The following is a 26,492-nucleotide window of genomic DNA, read 5'->3' as shown; positions in this document are numbered from 1 at the left end:
TCGGTCACGTACGATGGGTCACGCACCTCACAGCGGGTGCGACCTTTGAAAAAACAACATGGGGATGATCGGTTTCGACAGCGGATACCGATGCAGGGGAAGCGTGTCGAGGAAGCGGCAATGATCTCGTTAACCATATGTCGCAACCAATAATCGCCAACTCCAAGAGCGATAACTCCCGCTTCGCCCTCGCTGCCTAATTTTAGGTAACGACAAGAAGCCTCTGTGAGGAGCGTCAGCCCGGGGGTGGTCCCGACCCGGATCCTGGCGTCATTTAGGGATCTAAACCTCTAGCCCCGGTCACGGGGGTTGGAGGGAAATCAAACAGTGACTGAGCCCGTCGGAGACTTGTCCGTGTGATCTCCGGGGCTGAGAAACTCGTAGCGGACTGCGCACGGAGAAGCCCTGTTTCCGTACCGTTGGACGCGGGTTCGATTCCCGCCATCTCCACCGAGCGTCCGAGGGGGCATGCCCCCTCAGGACATCTCATCCCATGTGGGCGGAGGCCCGGCAGTCGTCAGACTGCCGGGCCTTCGTCATGCCCGGACCTGATGCCCGGGCGCGCGGCCGACTCCGGTCGCCGCGCAGAGGGCGAACGCCAGGGCCGCCGCGCCTGCCGGTATCAGGAAGCCGAAGGCGGCGAAGGGCGCGTGGTCGGCGGCCCAGCCGCCGGTGGCGGAGCCGGCCGCGATGCCGCCGAGGAGCGCGGTCACGGCCAGTGTCATGCCCTCGTTGAGCTGGGACGGCGGCGTCAGGCGCTGGACCAGCCCCATCCCCGTCACCAGCGTCGGTGCCGTCGCCATGCCCGCCGTCAGGAGTCCGGCGGCGAGCGCCGGGAGCGAGCCGGTCGAGGCGGCGAGCAGCGGCATCGTCATCAGGAGCGCCATCGCGGCCAGGCAGGTGCGCAGCGACGCGGTGCGGTGGGCGCGGCCGTAGAGGAGGCCCGCCGCGCAGGAGCCGGCGGCCTGCAGGGCGAGGACCGGGCCGGCGACCGGGCCGTCCACGTACGCCAGGGTCACCACCTCCATCGAGCCGAAGACCGACCCGGTGGCGAGGAAGACCGCCAGGAGCGGGGCCATGCCGGGGAGCCGCAGCGGGGAGCCCGCGGCGGTGCGGGGTGCGACCGGCGGTTCGGTGGAGCGCTGGGCGGCGAAGATCAGCACCCCGACGAGGAAGAGGGTGGCGCCGGCGAGGGTGCCCGCCTCGGGGAAGACGGTCGAGCAGAGCACCGCGGCGACGATCGGGCCGAGCATGAAGCAGAGTTCGTCGGTGGCCTGCTCGAAGGCGTTGGCGGTGTGCAGGGCGTCGGGCCGGCCGCGCAGCAGATGGGCCCAGCGGGCCCGGGACATGCCGCCGGTGTTGGGGGCGGTGGCGGTGAGCGCGGTGGTGGCGAACAGGGCCCAGACGGGCGCCCGGCCGTGGACGCACAGCACCAGGACGAGATGGCCGAGGACCGCGTAGGCGGTGGCGGGGACCGCGATCCGCGCCTGGCCGTACCGGTCGACGAGCCGGGCGATCCAGGGGGCGGTGAGGGCGCCGGCGGCCATGCCGGTGGCGGTGACGCCGCCCGCGAGCGCGTACGAGTCGTACGCCCCCGCGATCATGATCACGGCGCTGACGCCGAACATGCCCATGGGCAGCCGGGCGATCAGATTGCCGGCCGTGAAGGCGCGGGTGCCCGGGACGGTGAAGAGGCGGAGATAGGGATTGCGGGGGTGGGGGCTGATGCGGTCGGCGGTCGGTCGTTCGCGGTAGCGAGGGGCGAGGGCCGGGCCCGCCGGGGTGAGGGTGAGGTCCGGTTGCGGCATGGATCAAGGTTCGGGGGAGCGGGCCCGGCGGGTCCAACACCTGTTCAGTGGCCATTCACGCACCCGTGTTGTTAAATGCGGCGGTGGTCTCCGCCGACTCCTCCCCCGGTCCTTCCCCATCCCCCTCGCCTTCCCCTTCCCCTTCGCCTCCTTCTTCGTCCGTCGCGCACGACGTCGACCCCCGGCTGCTGCGGGCCTTCACCTCCGTCGCCGAGGAACTGCACTTCACCCGTGCCGCCGCCCGCCTCTACATCGCCCAGCAGGCCCTCAGCCGGGACATCCGGCGTCTGGAGCGGGAGTTGGGGGCCGAGCTGTTCGTGCGGACCACCCGGCAGGTCGCCCTCACTCCCGACGGCGAGCGACTTCTCCCGTACGCGCGAAGGGTGTTGGCCGCCCACGACGAGCTGACCGAGGCCTTCCGTGCCGCGCCCCGCCCCCTCCTCGTCGACCTCAACAGCCCCGGCCTCGCCCCCGAGGCGGTCCTGCGCCGGGCCCGCGAACTCGCCCCCGACCAGGAGCTGATGGCCCGCTACGAGAGCGGACTCACCGGAGCCGTGCGGGAGATCCTCGCCGGGCGGATCGACACCTCCTTCGGCCGGTACGGAGGGCTCGACGCGGCGCTGCGGGCACGGCTCGACGCCCAGTTCGTGCGGTACGAGCGGATGGCCGTGATCCTGCCCGAGGACCACCCGCTCGCCGGCCTGACCGAGGTGCCGCTCGCCACGCTCGCCGGGGAACGGATCTACGCGGGCGCGGGGAACGACCGCACACCCGAGTGGACCGACCTCGCCGCCCGGCTCTTCGCCGGACGCGGCATCGACGTCGCCCCGCCCGCGCCGCTCGCCGTCGGCAAGGAGGAGTTCCGCCGCATCATGGCCAAGCACCGCACCCCGGTGCTCGCCGTCGTCGACTTCCCGCCCATGCCGGACTGTGTGCTGAGGCCGCTCGTCGACCCCGTACCCCTGTCACCGGTGAGCCTGGTGTGGCGCAAGGGGCTGCGCCATCCCGGTCTGGACGCCCTGCGGGCCGCCGCCGCCGAGATCGGCGCGCGGGAGGGCTGGCACACCCGCCCGGCCGGTTCCTGGCTGCCGGAGGGCGAGCCGGGGCTGCCCGGGGGCTGAGCGAGGGCCGAGCGGGCCCGGAGAGGGCCTCGGGCGGGACGAGGGGCCCTCGGGGGCTGAGCGGGCCAGGAGAAGGCCCGGGCGGGGGCAGAGGGCCCCCGGGGGGCGGCGAGGGGGGCCGGGGGGCCGGAGAGGGGCCGGCGCCGGGCCCGAGCGGGTTCCGGGGCGTGGCGCCACCGCTTCGGGGCGGCACCCGGCGGCTCCCGGCGGGCCCGGGGCGAGCGGGGGCGCTCACACGACCTCCGCGCTCCGGGTGAGAGCAAGGTTCCGTTCCCGTCACCTCGCGGCACCGGGCTGAAACGCGGCCTCCCTAGCGTCAGGGGCAGGTGGACCGGGGCTGTGGACGCCCCAGGACCCGACACCCGCGGAGGTACGACATGGGCGGCGGCCGGTGGATCGAACAGTGGGAGCCGGAGGACGAGACCTTCTGGCGCGAGACGGGGGAGAAGATCGCACGGCGGAACCTGCTCTTCTCCGTGATCTCCGAGCACATCGGCTTCTCCATCTGGAGCCTGTGGTCGGTCATGGTCCTCTTCATGGGGCCGCAGTACGGCATCGACCCCGCCGGCAAGTTCTTCCTGATCGGAACCGCGACCTTCGTCGGCGCGCTGATCCGGATCCCGTACACCTTCGCCGTCGCCCGCTTCGGCGGCCGTAACTGGACCGTCTTCAGCGCCCTGCTGCTCCTGCTGCCCACCGGCTTCGCCTTCACGGTGATGGAGCCCGGCACCTCGTACACCACCTTCGTCCTGGTGGCCGCGCTCACCGGCGTCGGCGGCGGCAACTTCGCCTCCTCCATGACCAACATCAACGCCTTCTTCCCGCTGCGGAAGAAGGGCTGGGCACTCGGCCTCAACGCGGGCGGCGGCAACATCGGCGTCCCCGTCGTCCAGCTCGTCGGCCTCCTCGTCATCGGCACCGCAGGCGCAATGCACCCCAGGATCGTGCTCGGCGTCTACCTCCCCCTGATCGTGATCGCCGCCGTGTGCGCCGCGCTCTTCATGGACAACCTCGCCCCCGTCAAGAACGACACCGGGGCCGCGAAGGAGGCCGTGCGGGCCCGCCACACCTGGATCATGGCCTTCCTCTACATCGGCACCTTCGGCTCCTTCATCGGCTACAGCTTCGCCTTCGGACTCGTCCTCCAGACCCAGTTCGGACGCACCCCGCTCCAGGCCGCCTCGCTCACCTTCATCGGCCCGCTGCTCGGCTCGCTCATCCGGCCCGTCGGCGGCTCCCTCGCCGACCGGCACGGCGGCGCCCGCATCACCCTGGGGACCTTCGCCGCGATGGCCGCCGCGACCGGTGTGGTGATCTACGCCTCCGTGATCGAGTCCCTCACCGTCTTCCTCGTCGGCTTCATCGGGCTCTTCGTCCTCAGCGGCCTCGGCAACGGCTCCACCTTCAAGATGATCCCGGCGATCTTCCTCGCCCAGGGGCACCGCAAGGGCCTCGCCGGCGAGGCCGCCGAAGCCTACGGACGACGGCTCTCCGGTGCCGCCATGGGCCTCATCGGAGCGGTCGGAGCGGTCGGCGGCCTCGGCATCAACCTCGCCTTCCGCCAGTCCTTCCAGACCTCGGGCACCGGCACCGCCGCCTTCGTGGCCTTCCTGGCCTTCTACGCGGCCTGCATGGTCGTCACCTGGGCGGTATACCTTCGGCGCCCCACCGCGGTCCCCGAGAACGCCGAGGCCGTCACCGGGTCGGCGCCCCGGCCCGGCTACGCGAAGGTGTGATCCCCGGTGCCCGGCGCGGACCGTAACGATCAGGAAATACGGGCGAACCGAGACTGTCACGCGTCCCCGTCAGGCTCGGGCACCATGGACGAGCAAGAACACGGCCCCCTCGCCGGCTTCACCGTCGGCGTCACCGCGGCGCGGCGCGCGGACGAACTCATCGCGCTGCTGCGCCGACGCGGCTCGGCCGTCGTCCACGGCCCCGCACTGCGGATCGTGCCCCTCGCGGACGACACCGAACTCCTCGCCGCCACCAAGGAACTCATCGGCCACGCCCCGGACGTCGTCATCGCCACCACGGCGATCGGCTTCCGGGGCTGGGTCGAGGCCGCCGACGGCTGGGGATACGGCGAGGAACTCCTCGGCGTCCTCCGGGGAGTCGAACTCCTCGCCCGGGGACCCAAGGTCAAGGGAGCCGTCCGGGCCGCCGGACTCACCGAGTCCTGGTCGCCCAGCTCGGAATCCATGGCCGAGGTCCTCGACAGGCTCCTCGCCGAAGGAGTGGCCGGCCGGCGGATCGCCCTCCAGCTGCACGGGGAGCCGCTGCCCGGTTTCGTCGAGGCACTCACCGCCGGCGGCGCCGAGGTCGTCGGCGTCCCCGTCTACCGCTGGATGCCCCCGGAGGACATCGGCCCGCTCGACCGGCTCCTCGACGCGGTCCTCTCCGGCGGCCTGGACGCCATCACCTTCACCAGCGCCCCCGCCGCGGCCTCGCTGTTCTCCCGGGCCGAGGCCAAGGGCGTACGGGACCAACTCGTCGCCGCGCTGCGCCACGACGTCCTCGCGGTGTGCGTGGGCCCCGTGACGGCGCTCCCGCTCCAGGCCGAGGGCATCGACACGTACCAGCCGGAGCGCTTCCGGCTCGGGCCGCTCGTCCAACTGCTCTGCAGGGAATTGCCCGCCCGCGCCCGGGTCCTGCCCGTGGCGGGACACCGGGTGGAGGTCCGCGGCCACGCCGTCCTCGTCGACGAGGTCCTGCGGCCCGTCCCGCCCGCCGGAATGGCCCTCCTGGGGCTCCTCGCCCGCCGCCCCGGCTGGGTGGTCTCCCGGGCCGACCTGCTGAAGGCACTGCCCGGCGCGGGGCGGGACGAACACGCGGTGGAGACGGCGATGGCCCGCCTCAGGGCCGCGCTCGGCACGCCCAAGCTGATCCAGACGGTGGTGAAGCGGGGGTACCGGCTGGCACTGGACCCGGCGGCGGACGCGAAGTACGACGGCTAGGCCGACTCTTCCGGATCCTGCCCGGCCGGCGCCGGTCGGCACCGCACCTCGCCGCGCTGTCGGGACACCCGAGGTGCCCGGGCGCCCCTCCGCCTTGCGGTGCGTCCCCTCGGCCCTGGCGGGCCTGGGGAGACCCCAGGCACCGGACGGCGCGGGCCTGACCGGCAGGATCCGGAAGAGAGCGGCGCGCTCTCGCGGGACGGCGCCCTCTCGCGACGTCCGCCTCCGCGCGCGACCGCCGCGCGGGCACACGGGCTGCGCCCTCTCGCGGGACGTCCGTCCGTGCGTGCGCCCCACCCCACCGCCGCGTGGGCGCACGGGACGGCACGCTCTCGCGGCGCGCCTGCCCTGAGTGCGACCGACGGCCCCCCCCCCCGCACGCCGTGTGGGCAATCGTCCCGCTGGGGCGGGACGGGTGGGCACACGGGACGGCGCCCTTTGGCGGCGCGTCCGCCCCCTGCGCCTGGACCTGCACCAACAGTGCGGCGCCCTTGGGTGGCGCGTCCGCCCACTGGGCCTGGACCCGCACCCATGGTTCGGCGCGCAAGGGGTGCGGGTCCAGGCGCGGAAGCCTGACCGCCCGGCAAGGGCGACGTCCGTTGTGCCCACCCGTTCCGCCCCAGCGGAACGAATGCCCACAACGGGGGGCGGAGGCCGTCACGCCCCACCCGTTCCGCCCTGGAGGTCCCCTCGGACGGAGTCCGGGGGAGGAACGGACGCTCATGGCGATGACCGGTTGTTCGGTGGGCGTTCCGGCTGCCGAACCCCCGTACGGTGATCTCGCCTGACACGGCGCCTTCCGGTGGCGTACGCTCGACGGCTGCCCAGTGCACGTCAGAAGGGGGCCTTAGGTGGCCGCGCAGGAAGCCGTGGACACGGTCAGAGACCGTGAGATCGGTGTCGAGCAGGAACATCTGGATCACGTCTACCGCCGACTGGAGGAGAAGATCCACGAGGCGGAGTTCCTGATGAACGACGCCGCCCAGCGGGGGCAGGTCGGCACGCCCGGCGCCCTCGCCGAGCGCGACGCCCAGGTCTTCCGGGCCGGCATCCACCTCAACAGGCTCAACAACGAGTTCGAGGACTTCCTCTTCGGCCGGATCGACCTCCTTCAAGGGAAGGACGGGAAGAAGGGGCCGGACGGGGCCTACACCTCGATCGAGCCCGCCGAGGACGCCGTACGTCCCGACAACACGGCCGAGATCGGCGAGACCCTCCACATCGGCCGGATCGGCGTCCTCGACTCCGACTACGCGCCGCTGGTGATCGACTGGCGCGCGCCCGCCGCCGCGCCCTTCTACCGGTCGACGCCGGTCGACCCGGGCCGGGTCGTGCGCCGGCGCGTCATCCGCTCCAAGGGCCGCCAGGTCCTCGGCGTCGAGGACGACCTGATGCGCCCCGAGCTGCGGGCCACCCTCGACGGGCGCGAACTGCCCGTCATCGGCGACGGCGCGCTGATGGCCGCCCTCGGCCAGGCCCGCAGCCACACCATGCGGGACATCGTCTCCTCCATCCAGGCGGAGCAGGACCTCGTCATCCGCGCTCCCGCCGCCTCCGTCACCTATGTGGAGGGCGGTCCCGGCACCGGCAAGACCGCCGTGGCCCTGCACCGGGCCGCGTACCTGCTCTACCAGGACCGGCGGCGGTACGCGGGCGGCATCCTGATCGTCTCCCCGACCCCGCTCCTCGTCTCGTACACCGAGGGCGTCCTGCCCTCCCTCGGCGAGGAGGGGCAGGTCGCGATCCGCGCGGTCGGTTCGCTGGTCGACGGCGCCGAGGCCACCGCGTACGACGACCCGGCCGTCGCCCGGATCAAGGGCTCCTCCCGCATGCTCCACGTGCTCCGCAAGGCGGCCCGCGGCGCTCTGGAGACCCCTCCGCCCAGGGCCCAGGCCCAGCTCGCCCTCGGCGAGGAGGACGAGGCCCCGGCGCCCACCGGCACCCCCACCCGGCTGCGGGTGGTCGCCTTCGGCCGCAGGCTCGAGCTGGAGGCCGACGACCTGCGGCGCATCCGGCACAACGTCCTCGGCGGCACGGCCCCCGTCAACCTGCTCCGCCCGCGCGCCCGCCGGCTGCTCCTGGACGCGCTGTACTCCAGGTCGGGCGCGTCCGGACGGCACAGCGACCCCGAGCTCGCGGCCGAACTGCGCTCCTCCTTCGACGAGGACGTCTCCACCGAGGACTCCTTCCTCACCTTCCTCGACGCCTGGTGGCCCGAGCTCACCCCGCGCGGGGTCCTCGACGCGATGGCCGACGAGCGGCGGCTCGGCCGCTGGGCCCGCCGCATCCTCAACCCGGGCGAGGTGCGGCGGCTCGCCCGCTCGCTGCGCCGCAAGGAGCTCTCCGTCCACGACGTGGCGCTCCTGGACGAGCTGCAGACGCTGCTCGGCGCCCCGGCGCGGCCGAGGAAGCGCCGGGAGTACGACCCGCTCGACCAGCTCACGGGCCTGGAGGAGCTCATGCCCGTACGCGAGGAGACGCAGCGCGAGCGGGCCGAGCGGCTCGCCGCCGAGCGCACCGAGTACGCGCACGTGATCGTCGACGAGGCGCAGGACCTCACGCCCATGCAGTGGCGGATGGTCGGGCGGCGGGGCCGGCACGCCACCTGGACGATCGTCGGCGACCCGGCGCAGTCCTCCTGGTCGGACCCGGACGAGGCCGCGGCGGCCCGTGACGAGGCCCTCGGCTCCCGGCCGCGGCGCCGCTTCGAACTGACCGTGAACTACCGGAACCCGGCCGAGATCGCCGAGCTCGCCGCCAAGGTGCTGGCCCTCGCCATGCCGGGCAAGGAGTCGCCGCGCGCCGTCCGGTCGACGGGCGTCGAGCCCCGTTTCGTACCGGTGGGGGAGACGGCCGGGAAGCCCGACCTGGCCGAAACCGTACGGTCCGAGGCGCGATTGCTTCTGCAGCGGGTCGAGGGCACGGTCGGTGTCGTCGTCGCCATGAACCGGCGTGCCGAGGCGGCCCGCTGGCTCGCCGAGCTGGGCGACCGGGTGGTGGCGCTGGGCTCCCTGGAGGCGAAGGGCCTGGAGTACGACGCCACGGTGGTCGTCTCGCCCGCGGAGATCGCGGACGAGTCCCCGGCCGGTCTGCGGGTGCTGTACGTGGCCCTGACCCGGGCGACGCAGCAGCTCACGGTGGTCGCGGCGGCGGCGGACATGCCGGACGAGGCAGGGGTCCCCGACCTGCTGAGGGACTGATCAGGGGGCCGCGGGAGGGGCCGAGGGGGTGATTTCACGCCAACCTGTGGCGCTGGAATCGCCACGCGGGGTCGTTTGTTAGCCTTGTCGTGGCACCGGCTCGATCCAAGCCCCCGGGCCCAACCTTCGTCCCTTTGAGGGACCACTTGCCGCGAGGCGAGCATGGCGGGTCGGTGCCACCTAGTGCATAGCTACGAAGTTGAGGTCCCTGTCACCCCTGGTGACAGGGACCTCTTCTGTTTCTCCGGCACTTCTCGTATGGTGGAAACTACTTTCCGAAAACAAAATGACCGCATTACCTGCTACCGGCAGGTAGGTGCGACCATCGGAGGGCGCCGCCAGGCAACCAGCCGGGGCGGCGTAGCAACGAAGCTCAGGGAAAGCAGAGGAACTCGGCCATGGCAACGGCGCCCAGCGTCTCGTATTCGATGACGGTCCGGCTGGAGGTTCCCGCGAGCGGAACCGCGGTCTCCCAGCTCACCACGGCGGTGGAGTCCCACGGCGGATCCGTCACCGGCCTCGACGTGACCGCCTCCGGCCACGAGAAGCTCCGAATCGACGTCACCATCGCCGCGACCTCCACCGCGCACGCCGACGAGATCGTCGAGCAGCTGCGCACCATCGAGGGTGTCGTCCTCGGCAAGGTCTCGGACCGTACGTTCCTGATGCACCTCGGCGGCAAGATCGAGATGGCGTCCAAGCACCCCATCCGCAACCGTGACGACCTCTCCATGATCTACACCCCGGGCGTCGCCCGGGTGTGCATGGCGATCGCCGAGAACCCCGAGGACGCCCGCCGCCTCACCATCAAGCGCAACTCCGTCGCGGTCGTCACCGACGGCTCCGCCGTCCTCGGCCTCGGCAACATCGGCCCGATGGCCTCCCTGCCCGTCATGGAGGGCAAGGCGGCCCTCTTCAAGCGCTTCGCCGGCATCGACGCCTGGCCGATCTGCCTCGACACGCAGGACACCGACGAGATCGTCGCGATCGTCAAGGCCATCGCCCCCGGCTTCGCGGGCATCAACCTGGAGGACATCTCGGCGCCCCGCTGCTTCGAGATCGAGGCCCGGCTGCGCGAGGCCCTCGACATCCCCGTCTTCCACGACGACCAGCACGGCACCGCCATCGTCGTCCTCGCCGCCCTCACCAACGCCCTGCGCGTGGTCAACAAGGGCGTCGGCGACGTACGGGTCGTCATGTCCGGTGCCGGCGCGGCCGGTACGGCCATCCTGAAGCTGCTGCTCGCGGCGGGTGTGAAGCACGCCGTCGTCGCCGACATCCACGGTGTCGTGCACGCGGGCCGCGAGGACCTCGTGGAGGCCCCGGCGGACTCGCCGCTGCGCTGGATCGCCGACAACACCAACCCCGAGGGCGTCACCGGCACCCTCAAGCAGGCCGTCGTCGGCGCGGACGTCTTCATCGGCGTCTCCGCCCCGAACCTGCTCGGCGCGGAGGACGTCGCCGCCATGGCGGAGGGGGCGATCGTGTTCGCGCTCGCGAACCCCGACCCGGAGGTCGACCCGGCCGCCGCCCGTCAGACGGCCGCCGTCGTCGCCACCGGCCGCTCCGACTTCCCGAACCAGATCAACAACGTGCTGGTCTTCCCGGGTGTCTTCCGCGGTCTCCTCGACGCCCAGTCCCGTACGGTCAACACGGAGATGATGCTGGCGGCCGCCTCGGCCCTCGCCGACGTCGTCTCCGAGGACGAGCTGAACCCGAACTACATCATCCCGTCGGTCTTCAACGACAAGGTCGCGGGTGCGGTCGCCGGAGCCGTGCGCAACGCGGCGAAGGCGGCGGGCGGCGGCTCGGCGGCGTCCGGGCGCTGACGGCGCGTCGCGATTCGCGGAGCCGTAAACCCGCCTTTAGGGTGGCTTTTCGGCTCCGCATGGTTTTCGCGGAGTCGACAGAACGTCACCACCACGGGGCTCTGGCGCTTTTCGTGTGACCCCAGGGGGTGCCGGATTGGCGTTCCCGCCGCTGGTGGGGGCAGGATGCGTGTTTGGGCGCGAGGGTCTGTCATTAGACCCGGGTCCGGGGACTGTCCGAAGGCCCTGGCAGCATCGGCTTCGCTGTACCCAATCACGCGGCTTCCGCCGCGTGGCACGCCTCACAGGCAAGAAGAACACGGGAGTAACAACATGAACCGCAGTGAGCTGGTGGCCGCCCTGGCCGACCGCGCCGAGGTGACCCGCAAGGACGCCGACGCCGTGCTGGCCGCTCTCGCCGAGACCGTCGGTGAGGTCGTCGCCAAGGGCGACGAGAAGGTCACCATCCCCGGCTTCCTGACCTTCGAGCGCACCCACCGTGCCGCTCGCACCGCTCGTAACCCGCAGACCGGCGACCCGATCAACATCCCGGCCGGCTACAGCGTGAAGGTCTCCGCGGGCTCGAAGCTCAAGGAAGCCGCCAAGGGCAAGTAAGGCCACCAAGGCCGCGTAAGGCAGCCTGGAGGCGCAGAAAGGGCGGCCACCCTGTCAGGGGGTGGCCGCCCTTTCGTATGCCCGTCAGAGGCCGGTCAGAGCCTGTCAGGGCCCGTAGGAGCCCTTCGGGGACCGGCAGAGGCCTCGCGGTGCCGCCGTCGGGGGCGTCACGTGTGCGGAGAGGGGTACGCGCGCGTGGAGCGGCTCCACGCGCGCGTACGGCCCGCTCAGACCAGCGCGCTGCCCGGGAGCTCGACCTTGGCGCCGAGCTCGACGAGCTTCTCCATGAAGTTCTCGTAGCCGCGGTTGATCAGCTCGATGCCGTGCACCCGCGAGGTGCCCTGGGCGGCGAGCGCCGCGATCAGGTACGAGAAGCCGCCGCGCAGGTCGGGGATGACCAGATCGGCGCCCTGGAGCTTCGTCGGTCCGGAGACGACCGCCGAGTGCAGGAAGTTGCGCTGGCCGAAGCGGCAGTCGGAGCCGCCGAGGCACTCGCGGTACAGCTGGATGTGCGCGCCCATCTGGTTGAGCGCGGAGGTGAAGCCGAGCCGCGACTCGTACACCGTCTCGTGGACGATGGAGAGCCCGGAGGCCTGCGTCAGGGCCACGACCAGCGGCTGCTGCCAGTCCGTCTGGAAGCCGGGGTGCACGTCCGTCTCCAGGTGGATCGCGTTGAGCGAGCCGCCCGGGTGCCAGAAGCGGATGCCCTCGTCGTCGATCTCGAAGGCGCCGCCGACCTTCCGGTACGTGTTGAGGAAGGTCATCATCGAGCGCTGCTGGGCGCCGCGCACGTAGATGTTGCCCTCGGTGGCGAGCGCCGCGGACGCCCAGGAGGCCGCCTCCAGGCGGTCCGGGAGGGCGCGGTGGGTGTAGCCGTCGAGGCGGTCGACACCGGTGATCCGGATGGTCCGGTCGGTGTCCATGGAGATGATCGCGCCCATTTTCTGCAGGACGCAGATCAGGTCCTCGATCTCCGGCTCCACCGCGGCGTTCGACAGCTCGGTGACGCCCTCGGCGAGCACCGCCGTGAGCAGCACCTGCTCGGTCGAGCCGACGGAGGGGTACGGCAGCCGGATCTTGCAGCCGCGAAGGCGCTGCGGGGCCTCCAGGTACTGCCCGCCCTCGCGCTTCTCGATGGTCGCACCGAACTGGCGCAGCACGTCGAAGTGGAAGTCGATGGGCCGGCCGCCGATGTCGCAGCCGCCCAGGCCCGGGATGAAGGCGTGGCCGAGGCGGTGCAGCAGCGGGCCGCAGAAGAGGATCGGGATACGGGACGAACCGGCGTGGGCATCGATGTCGGCAACGTTCGCCGACTCGACGTGCGTCGGGTCGAGGACGAGCTCGCCGGGCTCCTCGCCCGGGCGGACCGTCACTCCGTGCAGCTGGAGCAGTCCGCGGACCACGCGGACGTCACGGATGTCGGGCACATTGCGCAGGCGGCTCGGGCCGCTGCCGAGCAGGGCGGCGACCATCGCCTTGGGCACGAGGTTCTTCGCGCCGCGGACGCGGATCTCGCCCTCCAGCGGGGTTCCGCCGTGGACAAGCAGGACATCGTCTGTGCCGGTCATGAATCTCGCGTTCCGGAGTGGGGTCGGTCGGGTGGCCAGTGAAAAGGGTAAGGGGCCATGAGACCTCTCTTGGGTGCCTCGTGGGGCCTGTCAGATGTAATGAATTCGGCACAACACCCTCTGTTCCCGAGATCTTGCGGAGCGTCACCGTCCGCTTCCCCCGCCGGGACGGCCCTTGGCCCCCTCCTCGCCACCGCGGTCACCGATCTGATCTGCGATGGTCGGCGACTTCCCGCCATCGAACCCGCCCGTCCCCCCGACGACCCCCGCGAACGCCGAAGATGCGGGATCATGTGTCGCATGACCGAGGTGTCCTCGCTCACAGGACGGCTGCTCGTCGCCACCCCCGCGCTGGCGGACCCGAATTTCGACCGCGCGGTGGTGCTGCTGCTCGACCACGACGACGAGGGCTCCCTCGGCGTGGTCCTCAACCGGCCGACCCCCGTGACCGTCGGCGACATCCTCGCCCCCTGGGCCGGCCTCGCCGGCGAACCCGGCGTCGTCTTCCAGGGCGGACCCGTCTCGCTCGACGCGGCCCTCGGCGTCGCCGTGATCCCCGGCGACGAGGGTCCCCTCGGCTGGCGGCGGGTGTACGGGGCGATCGGCCTCGTCGACCTGGAGACCCCGCCCGAGCTGCTCGGACCGGCCCTCGGTTCGCTGCGGATCTTCGCCGGATACGCGGGCTGGGGCCCCGGCCAGTTGGAGGCCGAGCTCGGCGACGGGGCCTGGTACGTGGTCGAGTCGGAGCCCGGTGACGTCTCCTCGCCGCAGCCCGAGACGCTCTGGCGGCAGGTGCTCCGGCGACAGCGCGGCGACCTCGCGATGATCGCCACCTACCCCGACGACCCGTCCCTCAACTGAGGGCCCCGGCTTTCAGTACCCTTGGCGGTTATGAGCACTCTCGAGCCCGAGCGCGGGGCAGGTACGGGAACCCTCGTCGAGCCGACGCCGCAGGTGTCCCACGGTGACGGCGACCACGAGCGCTACGCCCATTACGTCCAGAAGGACAAGATCATGGCGAGCGCTCTCGACGGCACGCCCGTCGTGGCGCTCTGCGGAAAGGTCTGGGTACCGGGGCGCGACCCCAAGAAGTACCCGGTCTGTCCGATGTGCAAGGAGATCTACGACTCCATGGGCGCCGGCGGTGGCGACAAGGACAAGGGCGGCAAGGACAAGTAGGGGCGGGCGTCCTGACGCCGGGGACCGTCCCGGCCCAGGGGGAATGACGGCGACGGCCCCCGTCGCGCGTGCTTCGGCATGTGCGGCGGGGGCCGTTTCGCGTGCCCGGGGTCTCTCGGCCGTCCCTTCCGGGTCCTGCCCGGCCCGCGAGGGACGGCCTCGGCGTTGCGCAGGGTGCTTTCGCCGGTCACGGAGTGGTTGAGGTGGTCGAGACCTCTTGTCGGGTCGCCGGGAGCGCGCCTAACCTCACGCGTGTTGTGCAGAACGAAACGCTCATTGCACATGGTGCAACGCATGCACCTGGAGGGGATCCGTCATGAAGCTTCCTGCCCGCGTCACGGCCCGCGTCACCGCCCCGGCCGCCGCCCTACTGCTGGCCGGCCTGACCGCCACCGCCTGCGCGCCCCAGACCTCCGACGGCAAGGCCACGACGGACGAGAAGACCGGCACCCTGCGCGTCTGGCTCTTCCAGGAGGTGAGCAACAAGCCCAAGGAGCAGGTCGTCGAGCAGGCCGTCGCCGCCTTCGAGAAGAAGCACCAGGGCGCGAAGGTCGAGATCGAGTACATCCCCGTCGAGACCCGCGCCCAGCGCGTCAAGGCCGCCTTCAACGACCCCAAGTCGGCGCCCGACCTCATCGAATACGGCAACACCGACACCGCCGGATACGTGAAGGACGGCGGACTCGCCGACATCAGCGCCGAGTTCGGGGCCTGGGACGAGGCCAAGGACACCGACCCCACCGCGAAGCAGTCCGTCACCGTCGGCGGCAAGATCTACGGCGCCCCGCTCTTCGTCGGCCTCCGCGCCCTCTACTACCGCACCGACGTGTTCGAGGAACTCGGCCTCACCGCCCCCAAGAGCCAGGCCGAACTCGTCTCCACCGCGAAGAAGATCCGCAAGGCCAAGCCCGAGCTCTACGGCCTCGCCGTCGGCGGCGCCTACACCTACGGCGCCATGCCCTTCGTATGGGCGGCGGGCGGCGAACTCGCCACCGCGAACGGCGACTCGTACACGTCGGCCATCAACAGCGAGGCCGCCCTCAAGGGCATCAGCACCTACACCTCCCTCTTCGGCGACGACAACTGCCCCGCCGCCAAGTGCGCCCAGATGGGCGGCAACGCGACCGTCACCGCCTTCGCCTCCGGAAAGGCCGGCATGGCCATCGGCGGCGACTTCAGCCACGCCGCCGTCGAGGCCGGCACCGTGAAGGGCAAGTACGCCGTCGTCCCGCTGCCCGGCATCACCCCCGGCTCCATCGCCCCCGCCTTCGCCGGCGGCAACAACATCGGCGTCCTCAAGAGCACCTCGCACCGCACCCTCGCCGTCGACCTCCTCAAGTCCCTGACCGGCAAGGAGACCCAGGGCCGGCTCTTCGACGCGCTGGGCTTCCTGCCCACGTACACCGACGTCCGGGCCGCGGCGGCGCAGCGGCAGCCCTTCGTGAAGCCCTTCATCGACACCCTCGGCGCGGGCACCAAGTTCGTCCCGGCGTCCCCCGGCTGGGGCCAGATCGACGCCTCCCTCGTCCTGCCCACGATGTTCCAGGAGGTCGTCAGCGGCCGTAAGGACGTCAAGGCGGCGGCCGACGACGCCGCGAAGAAGATGGACGCGGCCTTCGCGCCGGCGGGCTGAGACGCATGACGACCCAGCTCATCGAGAAGCGGCCGGACGCGACCGCGCCCCCGGCTCCCCGGCCGCCGCGCCGCGGCGGCCCCAGGGGCCACCGCCCCTGGACCCCCTGGCTCTACCTCCTGCCCGCCCTCGTCGTCCTCGGCGGACTCCTCGTCTACCCCGTCTACCAGCTGGGCCTGATCTCCTTCCTGGAGTACACCCAGGCCCAGGTCAGCGGCGGTGAACCGACCTCCTTCAAGGGCTTCGGCAACTACACGACCCTCTTCGCCGACCCCCAGTTCTGGCAGGTCCTCCTCGCCACCGTCCTCTTCGCCGCCGCCTGCGTCGTCACCACGCTCGCCGTCGGCTGCGCCCTCGCCGTGCTCCTCACCCGGGTCCGGGCACTGCCCCGGTTCGCCCTGATGGTGGCCGCGCTCGGCGCCTGGGCCACCCCCGCGATCACCGGCTCCACGGTCTGGGTCTTCCTCTTCGACGCCGACTTCGGCCCCGTCAACAAGCTGCTCGGACTCGGCGACTTCTCCTGGACGTACGGCAAGTACAGCGCCTTCGCCCTGGTCCTCTTCGAAGTCGTCTGGTGCTCCTTCCCGTTCGTGATGGTCACCGTCTACGCCGGCATCAAGGCCATCCCGTCCGAGGTCCTGGAGGCCGCCGCCCTCGACGGCGCCTCGCAGTGGCGGATCTGGCGCTCGGTCATGGCGCCGATGCTCCGGCCGATCCTGGTCGTCGTCACCATCCAGTCGATCATCTGGGACTTCAAGCTCTTCACCCAGATCTACGTGATGACGAACGGCGGCGGCATCGCCGGCCAGAACCTCGTCCTCAACGTGTACGCCTACCAGAAGGCCTTCGCCTCGTCCCAGTACAGCCTGGGCTCGGCGATCGGCGTCGTCATGCTGCTGATCCTGCTGGCCGTGACGCTGATCTACCTGCGCCTGCTGCGACGCCAGGGAGAAGAACTGTGACCCCACTCCGGATACGCCGGCCCGGGCGGCTCGCCGCCGAGGCCGTCACCCTGCTCGTCGCGGCGGCCGTCGCCTTCCCGCTGTACTGGATGGTCCTCTCCGCCTTCAAGCCGGCGGGCGAGATCCAGTCCACCGACCCCCGGCCGTGGACCCTCTCCCCGTCCCTCGACTCCTTCCGGCGCGTCTTCGAGCAGCAGGAGTTCGGCCGCTACTTCCTCAACTCGCTGATCGTGGCGGGCACGGTCGTCCTCGCCTCCGCGCTCATCGCCTTCCTGGCGGCGACGGCCGTCACCCGGTTCCGCTTCAAGTTCCGGACGACGCTCCTCATCATGTTCCTGGTCGCCCAGATGGTGCCGGTGGAGGCCCTGACCATCCCGCTGTTCTTCCTCATGAGGGACGCCGGACAGCTCAACACCCTCGGCTCGCTGATCCTGCCGCACATCGCCTTCTCGCTGCCCTTCGCGATCTGGATGCTGCGCGGCTTCGTCAAGGCGGTCCCCGAGGCCCTGGAGGAACAGGCCCAGGTCGACGGGGCGAGCCGCACGCGCTTCCTGTGGCAGATCCTCTTCCCGCTGGTCTTCCCCGGCCTCGTCGCCACCAGCGTCTTCTCGTTCATCTCCACCTGGAACGACTTCCTCTTCGCGAAGTCGTTCATCATCAGCGACACCTCGCAGTCCACCCTCCCCATGGCACTGCTCGTCTTCTTCAAGCCCGACGAGAACGACTGGGGCGGCATCATGGCCGGCTCCACGGTGATGACCGTCCCGGTGCTCGTCTTCTTCGTACTCGTACAGCGCCGCCTGGTCTCGGGACTGGGCGGGGCGGTGAAGGACTGACGCGATGACCCCCGACCCTTATCCCGACACGGCCCTGATCCCGGCCCCCGCGCGCGTGGAGGGGCCGTACCGCTGCGGCTTCGTCCTGGACGGGCGGACCACCCTCGGCGCCGCCACCGGCACCGAGACCACCGCGCGCTGGCTGCGGGACACGCTCGGCGCGGCCTTCGGACTGCCCCTGCGCGAGACGGCCGACGAGAACGCCACCCACACGATCAGGCTGCGCCTCGACGACAGCCTCGCCCCCGAGGCGTACCGGCTCCACGTCCTGATCAACGACGTCGTCGAGATCATCGGCGGCGGACCGGCCGGCGTCTTCTGGGGAGCACAGACCCTCCGCCAGCTCCTCGGCCCGGAGGCCTTCCGCGCGGCGCCCGTCGGCACGAGGGCGGTCGCGGCACTGGCGGCGCAGACGATCGAGGACGCCCCCCGCTTCGGCTGGCGCGGCCTCATGCTCGACGTCTCCCGGCACTTCATGCCCAAGGACGACGTCCTGCGGTACCTCGACCTCCTCGCCGCCCACAAGCTCAACGTCTTCCACTTCCACCTCACCGACGACCAGGGCTGGCGCATCGAGATCAAGCGCCACCCCCGGCTCACCGAGGTCGGCTCCTGGCGGGCCCGCAGCAAGTGGGGCCACCGCGCCTCGCCCCTCTGGGACGAGACCCCGCACGGCGGGTTCTACACCCAGGACGACATCCGCGAGATCGTCGCCTACGCCGCCGACCGGCACATCACCGTCGTCCCCGAGATCGACCTCCCCGGCCACTCGCAGGCCGCCATCGCCGCGTACCCCGAACTCGGCAACACCGACGTCGTCGACACCGCCGCCCTCACCGTCTGGGACAGCTGGGGCGTCAACCCGAACGTCCTCGCCCCCACCGAAGCGGTCCTTCGCTTCTACGAGGGGGTCTTCGAGGAGGTCCTCGACCTCTTCCCGGCGGCCACGTCACCCTTCGTCCACGTTGGCGGCGACGAGTGCCCCAAGGACCAGTGGAAGGCCTCCCCGGCCGCCCAGGCCCGTATCGCGGAACTCGGACTCGCCGACGAGGACGAGCTCCAGTCCTGGTTCATCCGCCACTTCGACCGCTGGCTCGCCGCCCGCGGACGGCGGCTCATCGGCTGGGACGAGATCCTGGAGGGCGGCCTCGCCGACGGCGCGGCCGTGTCGTCCTGGCGGGGGTACGGGGGCGGGATCGCGGCCGCCGAGGCCGGCCACGACGTCGTCATGTGCCCCGAGCAACAGGTGTACCTGGACCACCGTCAGGCGCCCGGCGAGGACGAACCGATGCCCATCGGATACGTCCGCACCCTGGAGGACGTCTACCGCTTCGAGCCCGTCCCGCCGGGCCTCTCGCCCGAGGCCGCCGCCCACATCCTGGGAACCCAGGCCAACGTCTGGACCGAGGTCATGCAGAACCGGTCCCGCGTCGACTACCAGGTCTTCCCGCGCCTCGCCGCCTTCGCCGAGGTGGCCTGGTCCGCGCTGCCCGCGCCCGAGGCGCGCGACTACCCGGCCTTCGAGCGCCGGATGGACACCCACTACCGCCGCCTCGACGCCCTCGGCGTCGACTACCGGCCGCCCGCCGGACCCCACCCCCGGCAGCAGCGCCCCGGGGTCCTCGGGCGCCCCCTGGAGGGCAGGCCCCCGATCGTGTGAGGGACCCGACGTCCCCCCTTCACCCAAGAGCGGCGAAACGGAAGTTACCGTCGCTCCATGGGGCGTCCCGGACGGAACAGTCCTTCGCGGACCCTCGCGCCGGACCGCTCGGAAGATGTGCCAGAGTTGCCACGTCCGGCCTGTGAGCACGTACGGTACGCCCACACGCAGGCGCGACCGCCGGGCACAGTCGGGGACCACCGGGACACCGGGAAGGGGCAGCGGGTTGACCACGCACGCACCACAGACGGCGCAGTCCGTGACGCTGCCCGCCTCGCTCGACGAGGCCGTGGCGGCGCTCACGGCCATGCCGGCCGCCGTGCCCGTCGCCGGCGGCACGGACCTGATGGCCGCCGTCAACAAAGGTCAGCTCCGACCCGCCGGACTCGTCGGCCTGAGCCGCATCAACGAGATCCGCGGCTGGCAGTACCAGGACGGACACGCCCTCCTCGGCGCGGGCCTCACCCACGCCCGGATGGGCCGCCCCGACTTCGCCGCCCTCATCCCGGCCCTCGCCGCCGCCTCCCGCGCCGCGGGACCGCCCCAGATCCGCAACGCGGGCACCCTCGGCGGCAACGTCGTCACCGCCGCGCCCACCGGCGACTCGCTGCCCGTCCTCGCCGCCCTGGAGGCCGACCTGGTCGTCCTCGGGCCGCTCGGCAGCCGCGAGATCCCCGTCTCCCACCTGCTGGCAGGACGCGACCTGCTGGCCCCCGGCGAGCTCGTCGCCTTCGTCCGCGTCCCGCTGCTCCACGCCCCCCAGGTCTTCCTCAAGGCGACCGGCCGCACCGGCCCGGCCCGTGCCACCGCCTCCGTCGCCGTCGTCCTCGACCCGGCCCGGCGCGGGGTCCGCTGCGCGGTCGGCGCCGTCGCCCCGATGCCGCTGCGCCCGCTGGAGGCGGAGCGCTGGATCGCCTCGCTGGTGGACTGGGACAACGACCGCGGGCTCGCCCCGGAGGCGCTCACGGCGTTCGGCGAGTACGTCGCCGCCGCCTGCATCCCGGACCCGCCGGGCGACGGAGTATTGCCCCCGGCCGTACAGCACCTGCGGCGCACGGTCGCCGCACTCGCCCGACGGGCACTGGGGAGGGCACTGTCGTGAGCAGCAACGAACAGCACGGGAACCAGGGCGTGAGCCCCGGCGGCTGGGAGCCGATCCCGCAGAGCGAGGGCTACGACGGGGACGCGACCGCGTTCGTCCAGCTGCCGCCCGACTTCATGCTGGACGGAGTGCCCCTGGAGGCGCCCGGCCACGGCTACGTACCGCCGATGATCACGCCGCTCCAGCCGCTCACGCCGACGGCGGCGACCGACCCGGCGGCGACGGGTGCGTGGAACGTCCACCTGCCGACGCAGGCGGAGCACACGCAGTACTTCGACGGCACGGAGTACGCGGAGCAGGGCGGGCGGCCCGGGCAGGGCGAGTACGTCGACCAGCCCGGCTACTACGGGCACATCGGGCACGCCGATCACGCCGAACAGCTCGGGCACGCCGAACACCCGGGCCACCCCGAAGAGCTCGGGCACGCCGAGCACTTCGACCAGGACCCGCACGCGACGGCCGAGTGGCGCTTCACCGAGGCGCCGCCGGCCGCCGCCGACCCCGGCACCACGGGCCAGTGGACGATTCCGGCCGTACCGGACATGGCCGAGCACGTCGAAGCGGGGGAGGAGCCGGGCGGGTTCGCCGCACCGGACCCCAGGCCGTACGCCGAGGCCCCGGCGACCCTGCCGGGCGGCGCCCCGGCGCCATGGGCGCTCCCGGAGGAGCCGGCCGCGGAGGCCGCCGCGTTCTCCGGCGAGCCGGACGAAGAGCAGGGCGTGAACCCGGAGGCCGAGCCGGTGACCGCCCCGGTGGGCGAGCCCGTGGACTCCGCGGACGCCGCCGTCGTGGCAGCCGCTCCGGACGCCGACGCGACCGCCGGGGAGGTGTCCGACGAGCCGGGCGCGTCCGACCCGGCGGGCGAGCCCGACCCGGCGGGCGAGCCCGACCCGGCCACCGGACCCGACCTCGGCCCCGACGCCGGTTCCGACCCCGTGCCCGGCGCGAGCCTCTACGCCTCCACCGACAGCGACGAGCACCCCCACACCTCGTACACCCTCCGCGTCAACGGCGCCGACCGGCCCGTCACCGGCTCCTGGATCGGTGAATCGCTGCTCTACGTCCTGCGCGAGCGCCTCGGCCTCGCCGGGGCCAAGGACGGCTGCTCGCAGGGCGAGTGCGGCGCGTGCAACGTGCAGGTCGACGGCCGGCTCGTCGCCTCCTGCCTGGTCCCCGCGGCCACCGCCGCCGGGAGCGAGGTGCGGACGGTCGAGGGCCTCGCGGTCGACGGGGAGCCCTCCGACGTGCAGCGGGCCATGGCCAAGTGCGGCACCGTCCAGTGCGGCTTCTGCATCCCCGGCATGTGTATGACCGTGCACGACCTCCTGGAGGGCAACCACGCCCCCACCGAGCTGGAGGCCCGCCAGGCGCTCGCAGGCAACCTGTGCCGCTGCTCCGGCTACCGCGGTGTGCTCGAAGCCGTACAGGACGTCGTCGCCGAGCGCGAGGCGAGCGCCGCGGCCGCCGCGGCCGACACCGCCGACGAGCCCCGTGTCCCGCACCAGATTCCCCACCCGCACGACGGAGGCATGGCGTGAGCAGCGACGCGACCACCGCCGTTCCCACGGCCCCGGTCCTGGACAACCCCGGCCCGCCCCCGGGCCAGGAGCAGCCCGCGCACGGCCTCGGCGCCTCCCTCCCGCAGGCCGAGTCGCGGGCGAAGACCGAGGGCACCTTCCCCTACGCCTCCGACCTGTGGGCCGAGGGTCTGCTCTGGGCCGCGATCCTGCGCTCCCCGCACCCGCACGCCCGCATCGTCTCCGTCGACACCGGCGCCGCGACCGCCATGCCGGGCGTACGGGCCGTGGTGACGGCCGCCGACGTGCCCGGCGCGGCGACCTACGGCCGGCGGGTCGCCGACCGGCCGGTCTTCGCCGCCGACCTGGTCCGGCACCACGGCGAGGCGATCGCCGCCGTCGCCGCCGACCACCCCGACACGGCCCGGCTCGCCGCCGCCGCGATCAGCGTCGAGTACGAGCTCCTCGACCCGGTCACCGACCCGGAGAAGGCGTTCGAGGCCGAGGCGCTGCACCCCGACGGCAACCTGATCCGGCACATTCCGCTCCGCTTCGGCGACCCGGACGCCACCGGCGAGGTCGTCGTCGAGGGGCTGTACCGGATCGGACGCCAGGACCCGGCACCCATCGGCGCCGAGGCCGGCCTCGCCGTGCCCCGGCCCGACGGCGGCGTCGAGCTGTACACGGCCTCCACCGACCCGCACACCGACCGCGACCTGGCCGCCGCCTGCTTCGGACTGCCGCCCGAGCAGGTCAAGCTGGTCGTCACCGGTGTCCCCGGCGCCACCGGCGACCGCGAGGACCCGGGCTTCCAGATCCCGCTGGGCCTCCTCGCGCTGCGCACCGGCTGCCCGGTCAAGCTCACCGCTACGCGCGAGGAATCCTTCCTCGGCCACGCCCACCGACACCCCACCCTGCTGCGCTACCGGCACCACGCGGACGCCGAAGGGCACCTGGTGAAGGTGGAGGCGCAGATCCTCCTCGACGCGGGCGCCTACGCCGACTCCTCGTCCGAGTCCCTCGCGGCCGCCGTGGCCTTCGCCTGCGGCCCGTACGTCGTCCCGCACGCCTTCGTCGAGGGCTGGGCGGTCCGCACGAACAACCCGCCGTCCGGCCATGTGCGGGGCGAGGGCGCGATGCAGGTGTGCGCGGCCTACGAGGCGCAGATGGACAAACTGGCGGCGAAGCTCGGCGTCGACCCGGCCGAGCTGCGCATGCGGAACGTCATGGCGACGGGCGACATCCTGCCCACCGGCCAGACGGTCACCTGCCCGGCCCCGGTGGCCGAACTCCTCGCTGCTGTACGGGACTTCCCGCTCCCCCCGCTGCCCAAGGACACCCCCGAGGGCGAGTGGCTGCTGCCCGGCGGCCCCGAGGGCGCGGGCGAACCCGGCGCGGTGCGCAGGGGCGTGGGCTACGCGCTCGGCATGGTGCACATGCTCGGCGCCGAGGGCACCGACGAGGTCTCCACGGCCACCGTCCGGGTCCAGGACGGGATCGCCACGGTCATCTGCTCGGCCGTGGACACCGGTTCGGGCTTCTCGACGCTCGCCCGGCAGATCGTGCAGGACACCCTCGGCATCGACGAGGTCCACGTGGCTCCGGTCGACACCGACCAGCCGCCGGCGGGTCCCGCGGCCCACGGCCGCCACACCTGGGTGTCCGGCGGAGCGGTGGAACGGGCCGCGAAGATGGTCCGCACCCAGCTCCTCCAGCCGCTGGCCCACCAGTTCGGCATGTCGACGGAGCTCCTCCAGATCACCGACGGCAAGATCACCTCGTACGACGGTGTCCTCTCGACGACGGTCACCGAGGCGATGGACGGCAAGGAACTCTGGGCCACCGCCCAGTGCCGCCCCCACCCCACCGAGCCGCTCGACGAGGCGGGCCAGGGCGACGCGTTCGTCGGCCTCGCGTTCTGCGCGATCCGCGCGGTGGTCGACGTGGACATCGAACTCGGTGCCGTACGCGTCGTGGAGATGGCCGTCGCCCAGGACGTCGGCCGCATCCTCAACCCCGCCCAGCTCGCCACCCGCATCGAGGCGGGCGTCACCCAGGGCGTCGGCGCGGCCCTCACGGAGAACCTCCGCACCGCCCGCGGCCTGGTCCGGCACCCCGACTTCACCGGCTACGCACTCCCGACATCCCTGGATGCCCCGGACATTCGCATCGTGAAACTGGTCGAGGAGCGCGACGTCGTCGCACCCTTCGGCGCCAAGGCCGCCAGCGCGATCCCGGTCGTCACCTCACCCGCCGCAGTGGCCTCAGCGGTGCGCGCGGCGACCGGACGGCCGGTCAACCGCCTCCCGATCCGCCCCCAGGCGGCCGTCGCCGTGCCCAATTCGTAACCATGTGATGTCCGTTGCTTGTGCAACCCGGAGGTGCGCACTGTCGTCGTTCCTGGCTACAGTGAACTTCTAGACTCGGTAGTAGACGTCATGGACGCGGACGTCACAGCAGGTGGTTCACGGGGGAGGGGTACGGGTATGGCGATCGTGGGCATGGGCATGTCGGCGCAGGCCCTGCGGTACAGCGCGGATTCCATGGAGACGTTCCGCAAGGACGTCCAGGGCCTGATCGATCAGCTGAGCGGCTCCGAGGCGAGCGCCGACAAGATCAAGACGGAAACGGTCACGCGCGACAAGTTCGGCGGCGGCGGCGCCGCCTGGGCCGAGGCCCAGGGCGTGTACACCGCCTACGACGCGGTCCTCGGCCGCCTCGTGGACCTCTCCGTCCTCCTCAGCGACTGCCTGGAGGGCCTCGGCATCGCGATCGTCGCCTCCAAGAACGGCATCGAGGAGATGGACGACGACGTCAAGCGCAGGATGATCGAGATCCACCAGCGGACGAAGGACGCGAAGCGCCAGGCGGAGATCGAGGCCGGCAAGGGCGCACCTGCCAGCGAAGGCAGCGAGGGCACCGAAGGCGACGGCTCCTTCAAGTAGGCAGCCGCCGACGGAATTTCAGGGACACGGGGAAGAGGCGACAGATGAGGCCTGCAGAGGGCGGCGGAGGCGGCGGAACCGACTTCAGCGGCATGTCCCACCAGCAGATGCTGGCGTGGCTGGACGAGGCGAGCAGCTTCTACGTCGGGGACGCGGCACAGCGGTTGAAGACCATCGGGATGCAGATGGAGAAGATCGCCGAGGATCTGCGCGTCCGCATGAAGGGCATGGACTGGGAGGGCGAGGCCGAGAAGGCCTTCGTCGAATGGGCCACCAACGTGGCCAACTCGACGTCGGCGCTCGCCACTTACAGCAAGAAGGGCGCGGTGCCGATGGAGGACAACTCCAACGCCATCGCCTCGGCGCAGAGCGCCATGCCCCGGTACACCTCGCACGAGCAGGCCAAGGAGAACCTGGCCGCCGCGCGGAAGTACCACAACGACCCGGACTCGCAGACGATCGCGGGCAAGGCCAAGAGCTCCATGGCCGACTCCGAGGACGCCGCGGCCATCCAGGCCAAGGAAGAGGCGAACCGGCAGGCGGCGGCAGCGGAGATGCGCCGCCTCTCGTCGACGTACCAGTGGTCGAGCCACCGGATGAACAACGAGGTGCCGCCCACGTTCCCGCCGCCGCCGGGGGCGTTCGTTCCCTCGGACGGAGGCAACATCGGTAGCGGGGAGCGCTACATCGGATCCACGCCGCAGGGCGACCGCTCCACGGGTACCGACACCGGAACGCCGCAGACGAACACCACGCGTCCGCAGCCGCAGGACACCCGGACCACGCCGGACACGAACATCGTCCAGCCCCCGAACGACCCGAGCCGCCCGACGAATCCGGTCCGTCCCGAGGTCCGGCCCGACGTCCCCGTGGACCTCGGCATCGACAGCGTGGACACGCTGCCGCCGACCACCACCACGCCCGGACCGACGACGCCGACCCCCGGGGGTCCGCCGCCGATCAACAAGCCGGACGGTGTCACGCCCCCGTTCGTGACCACGACCGGCATGCCTCCGCTTCCCGGCAAGACCGGCCCGGGATCGCTGCCTCCCACCGGCCCCGTCACCGGTGGCACACGGAACCCGATGACCACCGGCCCGCGCGGCCTTCCGACGGGCCCGGGCCCGCTGGGCGGCACCCGCGAGGGCATCAGCGGCGGCAAGGCGGTACCCAACGCGGGACGCCCCCAGACCGGTCTCCCGCGCAGCACCGTCATCGGCACGGAGCAGGGCGGCCGCAATGCCACGGGCATGGGCCGCGGCATGGGCGGCGGCATGGGCGGCGGCATGGGCGGCCCGATGGGCGGCGGCATGGGCGCCGGCCAGAACGGCATCAGCGGCGGGCGCCGTCTCGCCGGTGAGGCCGGCGGAGTCGTCGGCGGCAAGGCGCAGCGCGCCGGGACCACCGGTACCGGTGCACGCCCCTTCACGCCCGGTGGCTCCGGCCTCGTGCGCGGAGGCTCCACGCAGGCCGGCGACCGGCGCGAGGAGACGAACGGAGAGCGTCCCGACTACCTTGTCGAGGACGAGGAGACCTGGCAGCAGGGGCGCCGCGTGGCGCCGCCCGTCATCGACTGATCAG

The 26,492-nt window shown here is 72.2% G+C and carries 19 protein-coding genes and 1 other RNA gene; 18 read left to right on the top strand and 2 right to left on the bottom strand.

Features of this window, described 5'->3' with window-relative positions; genetic code table 11:
- The first annotated feature begins 60 nt into the window (after positions 1 to 60).
- Positions 61 to 453: a transfer-messenger RNA gene (gene ssrA, locus IE311_RS02845) on the top strand.
- An 83-nt stretch (positions 454 to 536) separates the two neighbouring features.
- Here the strand turns inward: ssrA and IE311_RS02840 are convergent.
- Complete coding sequence (locus IE311_RS02840; protein WP_229901670.1) at positions 537 to 1,808, bottom strand: MFS transporter; 1,272 nt, start codon at positions 1,806 to 1,808, stop codon at positions 537 to 539.
- Between the two features lie 47 nt (positions 1,809 to 1,855).
- Here IE311_RS02840 and IE311_RS02835 point away from each other — a divergent pair, with 47 nt between their 5' ends.
- The 6 genes from IE311_RS02835 to IE311_RS02810 all read left to right on the top strand — a co-directional run bounded on the left by IE311_RS02835 (position 1,856) and on the right by IE311_RS02810 (position 11,509).
- The gene (locus tag IE311_RS02835; RefSeq protein WP_373313731.1) at positions 1,856 to 2,929 is read left to right on the top strand and encodes a LysR family transcriptional regulator; all 1,074 of its coding nucleotides are present in this window, start codon (positions 1,856 to 1,858) and stop codon (positions 2,927 to 2,929) included.
- A gap of 377 nt (positions 2,930 to 3,306) precedes the next feature.
- On the top strand, positions 3,307 to 4,665 hold the full coding sequence (locus IE311_RS02830) for a nitrate/nitrite transporter (RefSeq protein WP_189829868.1): 1,359 nt from the start codon (positions 3,307 to 3,309) through the stop codon (positions 4,663 to 4,665).
- An 84-nt stretch (positions 4,666 to 4,749) separates the two neighbouring features.
- Positions 4,750 to 5,886 (top strand): uroporphyrinogen-III synthase, encoded by a 1,137-nt coding sequence (locus IE311_RS02825; protein WP_189829867.1) that lies wholly within the window; start codon positions 4,750 to 4,752, stop codon positions 5,884 to 5,886.
- A gap of 851 nt (positions 5,887 to 6,737) precedes the next feature.
- A complete protein-coding gene (locus IE311_RS02820; RefSeq protein ID WP_189829866.1) occupies positions 6,738 to 9,086 on the top strand; it encodes a HelD family protein in 2,349 nt (782 codons plus the stop codon).
- Positions 9,087 to 9,484: 398 nt separating this feature from the next.
- Positions 9,485 to 10,915 carry an NAD-dependent malic enzyme gene (locus IE311_RS02815; RefSeq protein ID WP_189829865.1) on the top strand — a complete coding sequence of 477 codons (1,431 nt, stop codon included), beginning with the start codon at positions 9,485 to 9,487 and terminating at the stop codon, positions 10,913 to 10,915.
- Between the two features lie 312 nt (positions 10,916 to 11,227).
- A complete protein-coding gene (locus IE311_RS02810) occupies positions 11,228 to 11,509 on the top strand; it encodes an HU family DNA-binding protein (RefSeq protein ID WP_017237029.1) in 282 nt (93 codons plus the stop codon).
- A gap of 227 nt (positions 11,510 to 11,736) precedes the next feature.
- Here IE311_RS02810 and murA read toward each other — a convergent pair whose 3' ends face one another.
- Positions 11,737 to 13,077: a UDP-N-acetylglucosamine 1-carboxyvinyltransferase gene (gene murA / locus IE311_RS02805; RefSeq protein WP_189829864.1), complete on the bottom strand. Its 1,341-nt coding sequence runs from the start codon at positions 13,075 to 13,077 to the stop codon at positions 11,737 to 11,739.
- Positions 13,078 to 13,377: 300 nt separating this feature from the next.
- Here murA and IE311_RS02800 point away from each other — a divergent pair, with 300 nt between their 5' ends.
- The 11 genes from IE311_RS02800 (at position 13,378) to IE311_RS02750 (ending at position 26,488) form a co-directional block, all read left to right on the top strand.
- A complete protein-coding gene (locus tag IE311_RS02800; protein ID WP_189829863.1) occupies positions 13,378 to 13,938 on the top strand; it encodes a YqgE/AlgH family protein in 561 nt (186 codons plus the stop codon).
- A gap of 30 nt (positions 13,939 to 13,968) precedes the next feature.
- Entirely contained in the window at positions 13,969 to 14,256 is a 288-nt protein-coding gene (locus tag IE311_RS02795; protein ID WP_015033918.1) for a DUF3039 domain-containing protein, read from the top strand.
- A 316-nt stretch (positions 14,257 to 14,572) separates the two neighbouring features.
- Positions 14,573 to 15,889, top strand: coding sequence for an extracellular solute-binding protein (locus IE311_RS02790; RefSeq protein WP_189829862.1), 1,317 nt, complete (start codon positions 14,573 to 14,575; stop codon positions 15,887 to 15,889).
- 5 nt (positions 15,890 to 15,894) lie between these two features.
- A complete protein-coding gene (locus IE311_RS02785; RefSeq protein WP_189829861.1) occupies positions 15,895 to 16,851 on the top strand; it encodes a carbohydrate ABC transporter permease in 957 nt (318 codons plus the stop codon).
- Entirely contained in the window at positions 16,848 to 17,687 is an 840-nt protein-coding gene (locus IE311_RS02780) for a carbohydrate ABC transporter permease (protein ID WP_189829860.1), read from the top strand. Before IE311_RS02785 ends, IE311_RS02780 begins: the two co-directional genes overlap by 4 nt.
- Before the next feature lie 4 nt (positions 17,688 to 17,691).
- Complete coding sequence (locus IE311_RS02775; protein ID WP_189829859.1) at positions 17,692 to 19,347, top strand: beta-N-acetylhexosaminidase; 1,656 nt, start codon at positions 17,692 to 17,694, stop codon at positions 19,345 to 19,347.
- 226 nt (positions 19,348 to 19,573) lie between these two features.
- A complete protein-coding gene (locus IE311_RS02770; RefSeq protein ID WP_189829858.1) occupies positions 19,574 to 20,449 on the top strand; it encodes an FAD binding domain-containing protein in 876 nt (291 codons plus the stop codon).
- Positions 20,446 to 21,987 (top strand): (2Fe-2S)-binding protein, encoded by a 1,542-nt coding sequence (locus tag IE311_RS02765; protein ID WP_189829857.1) that lies wholly within the window; start codon positions 20,446 to 20,448, stop codon positions 21,985 to 21,987. The genes IE311_RS02770 and IE311_RS02765 overlap by 4 nt, the downstream gene beginning before the upstream one ends.
- Positions 21,984 to 24,314, top strand: coding sequence for a xanthine dehydrogenase family protein molybdopterin-binding subunit (locus IE311_RS02760; RefSeq protein WP_189829856.1), 2,331 nt, complete (start codon positions 21,984 to 21,986; stop codon positions 24,312 to 24,314). The genes IE311_RS02765 and IE311_RS02760 overlap by 4 nt, the downstream gene beginning before the upstream one ends.
- 138 nt (positions 24,315 to 24,452) lie before the next feature.
- Positions 24,453 to 24,911 (top strand): hypothetical protein, encoded by a 459-nt coding sequence (locus IE311_RS02755; protein WP_229901669.1) that lies wholly within the window; start codon positions 24,453 to 24,455, stop codon positions 24,909 to 24,911.
- Between the two features lie 44 nt (positions 24,912 to 24,955).
- A complete protein-coding gene (locus IE311_RS02750) occupies positions 24,956 to 26,488 on the top strand; it encodes a hypothetical protein (protein ID WP_189829855.1) in 1,533 nt (510 codons plus the stop codon).
- The last annotated feature ends 4 nt before the right edge of the window (positions 26,489 to 26,492 follow it).

The sequence above is a fragment of the Streptomyces zaomyceticus genome, from assembly GCF_014656215.1.
Taxonomy (GTDB): Bacteria; Actinomycetota; Actinomycetes; order Streptomycetales; family Streptomycetaceae; genus Streptomyces; species Streptomyces zaomyceticus.
This window is presented reverse-complemented; position numbering and strand designations above follow the sequence as displayed.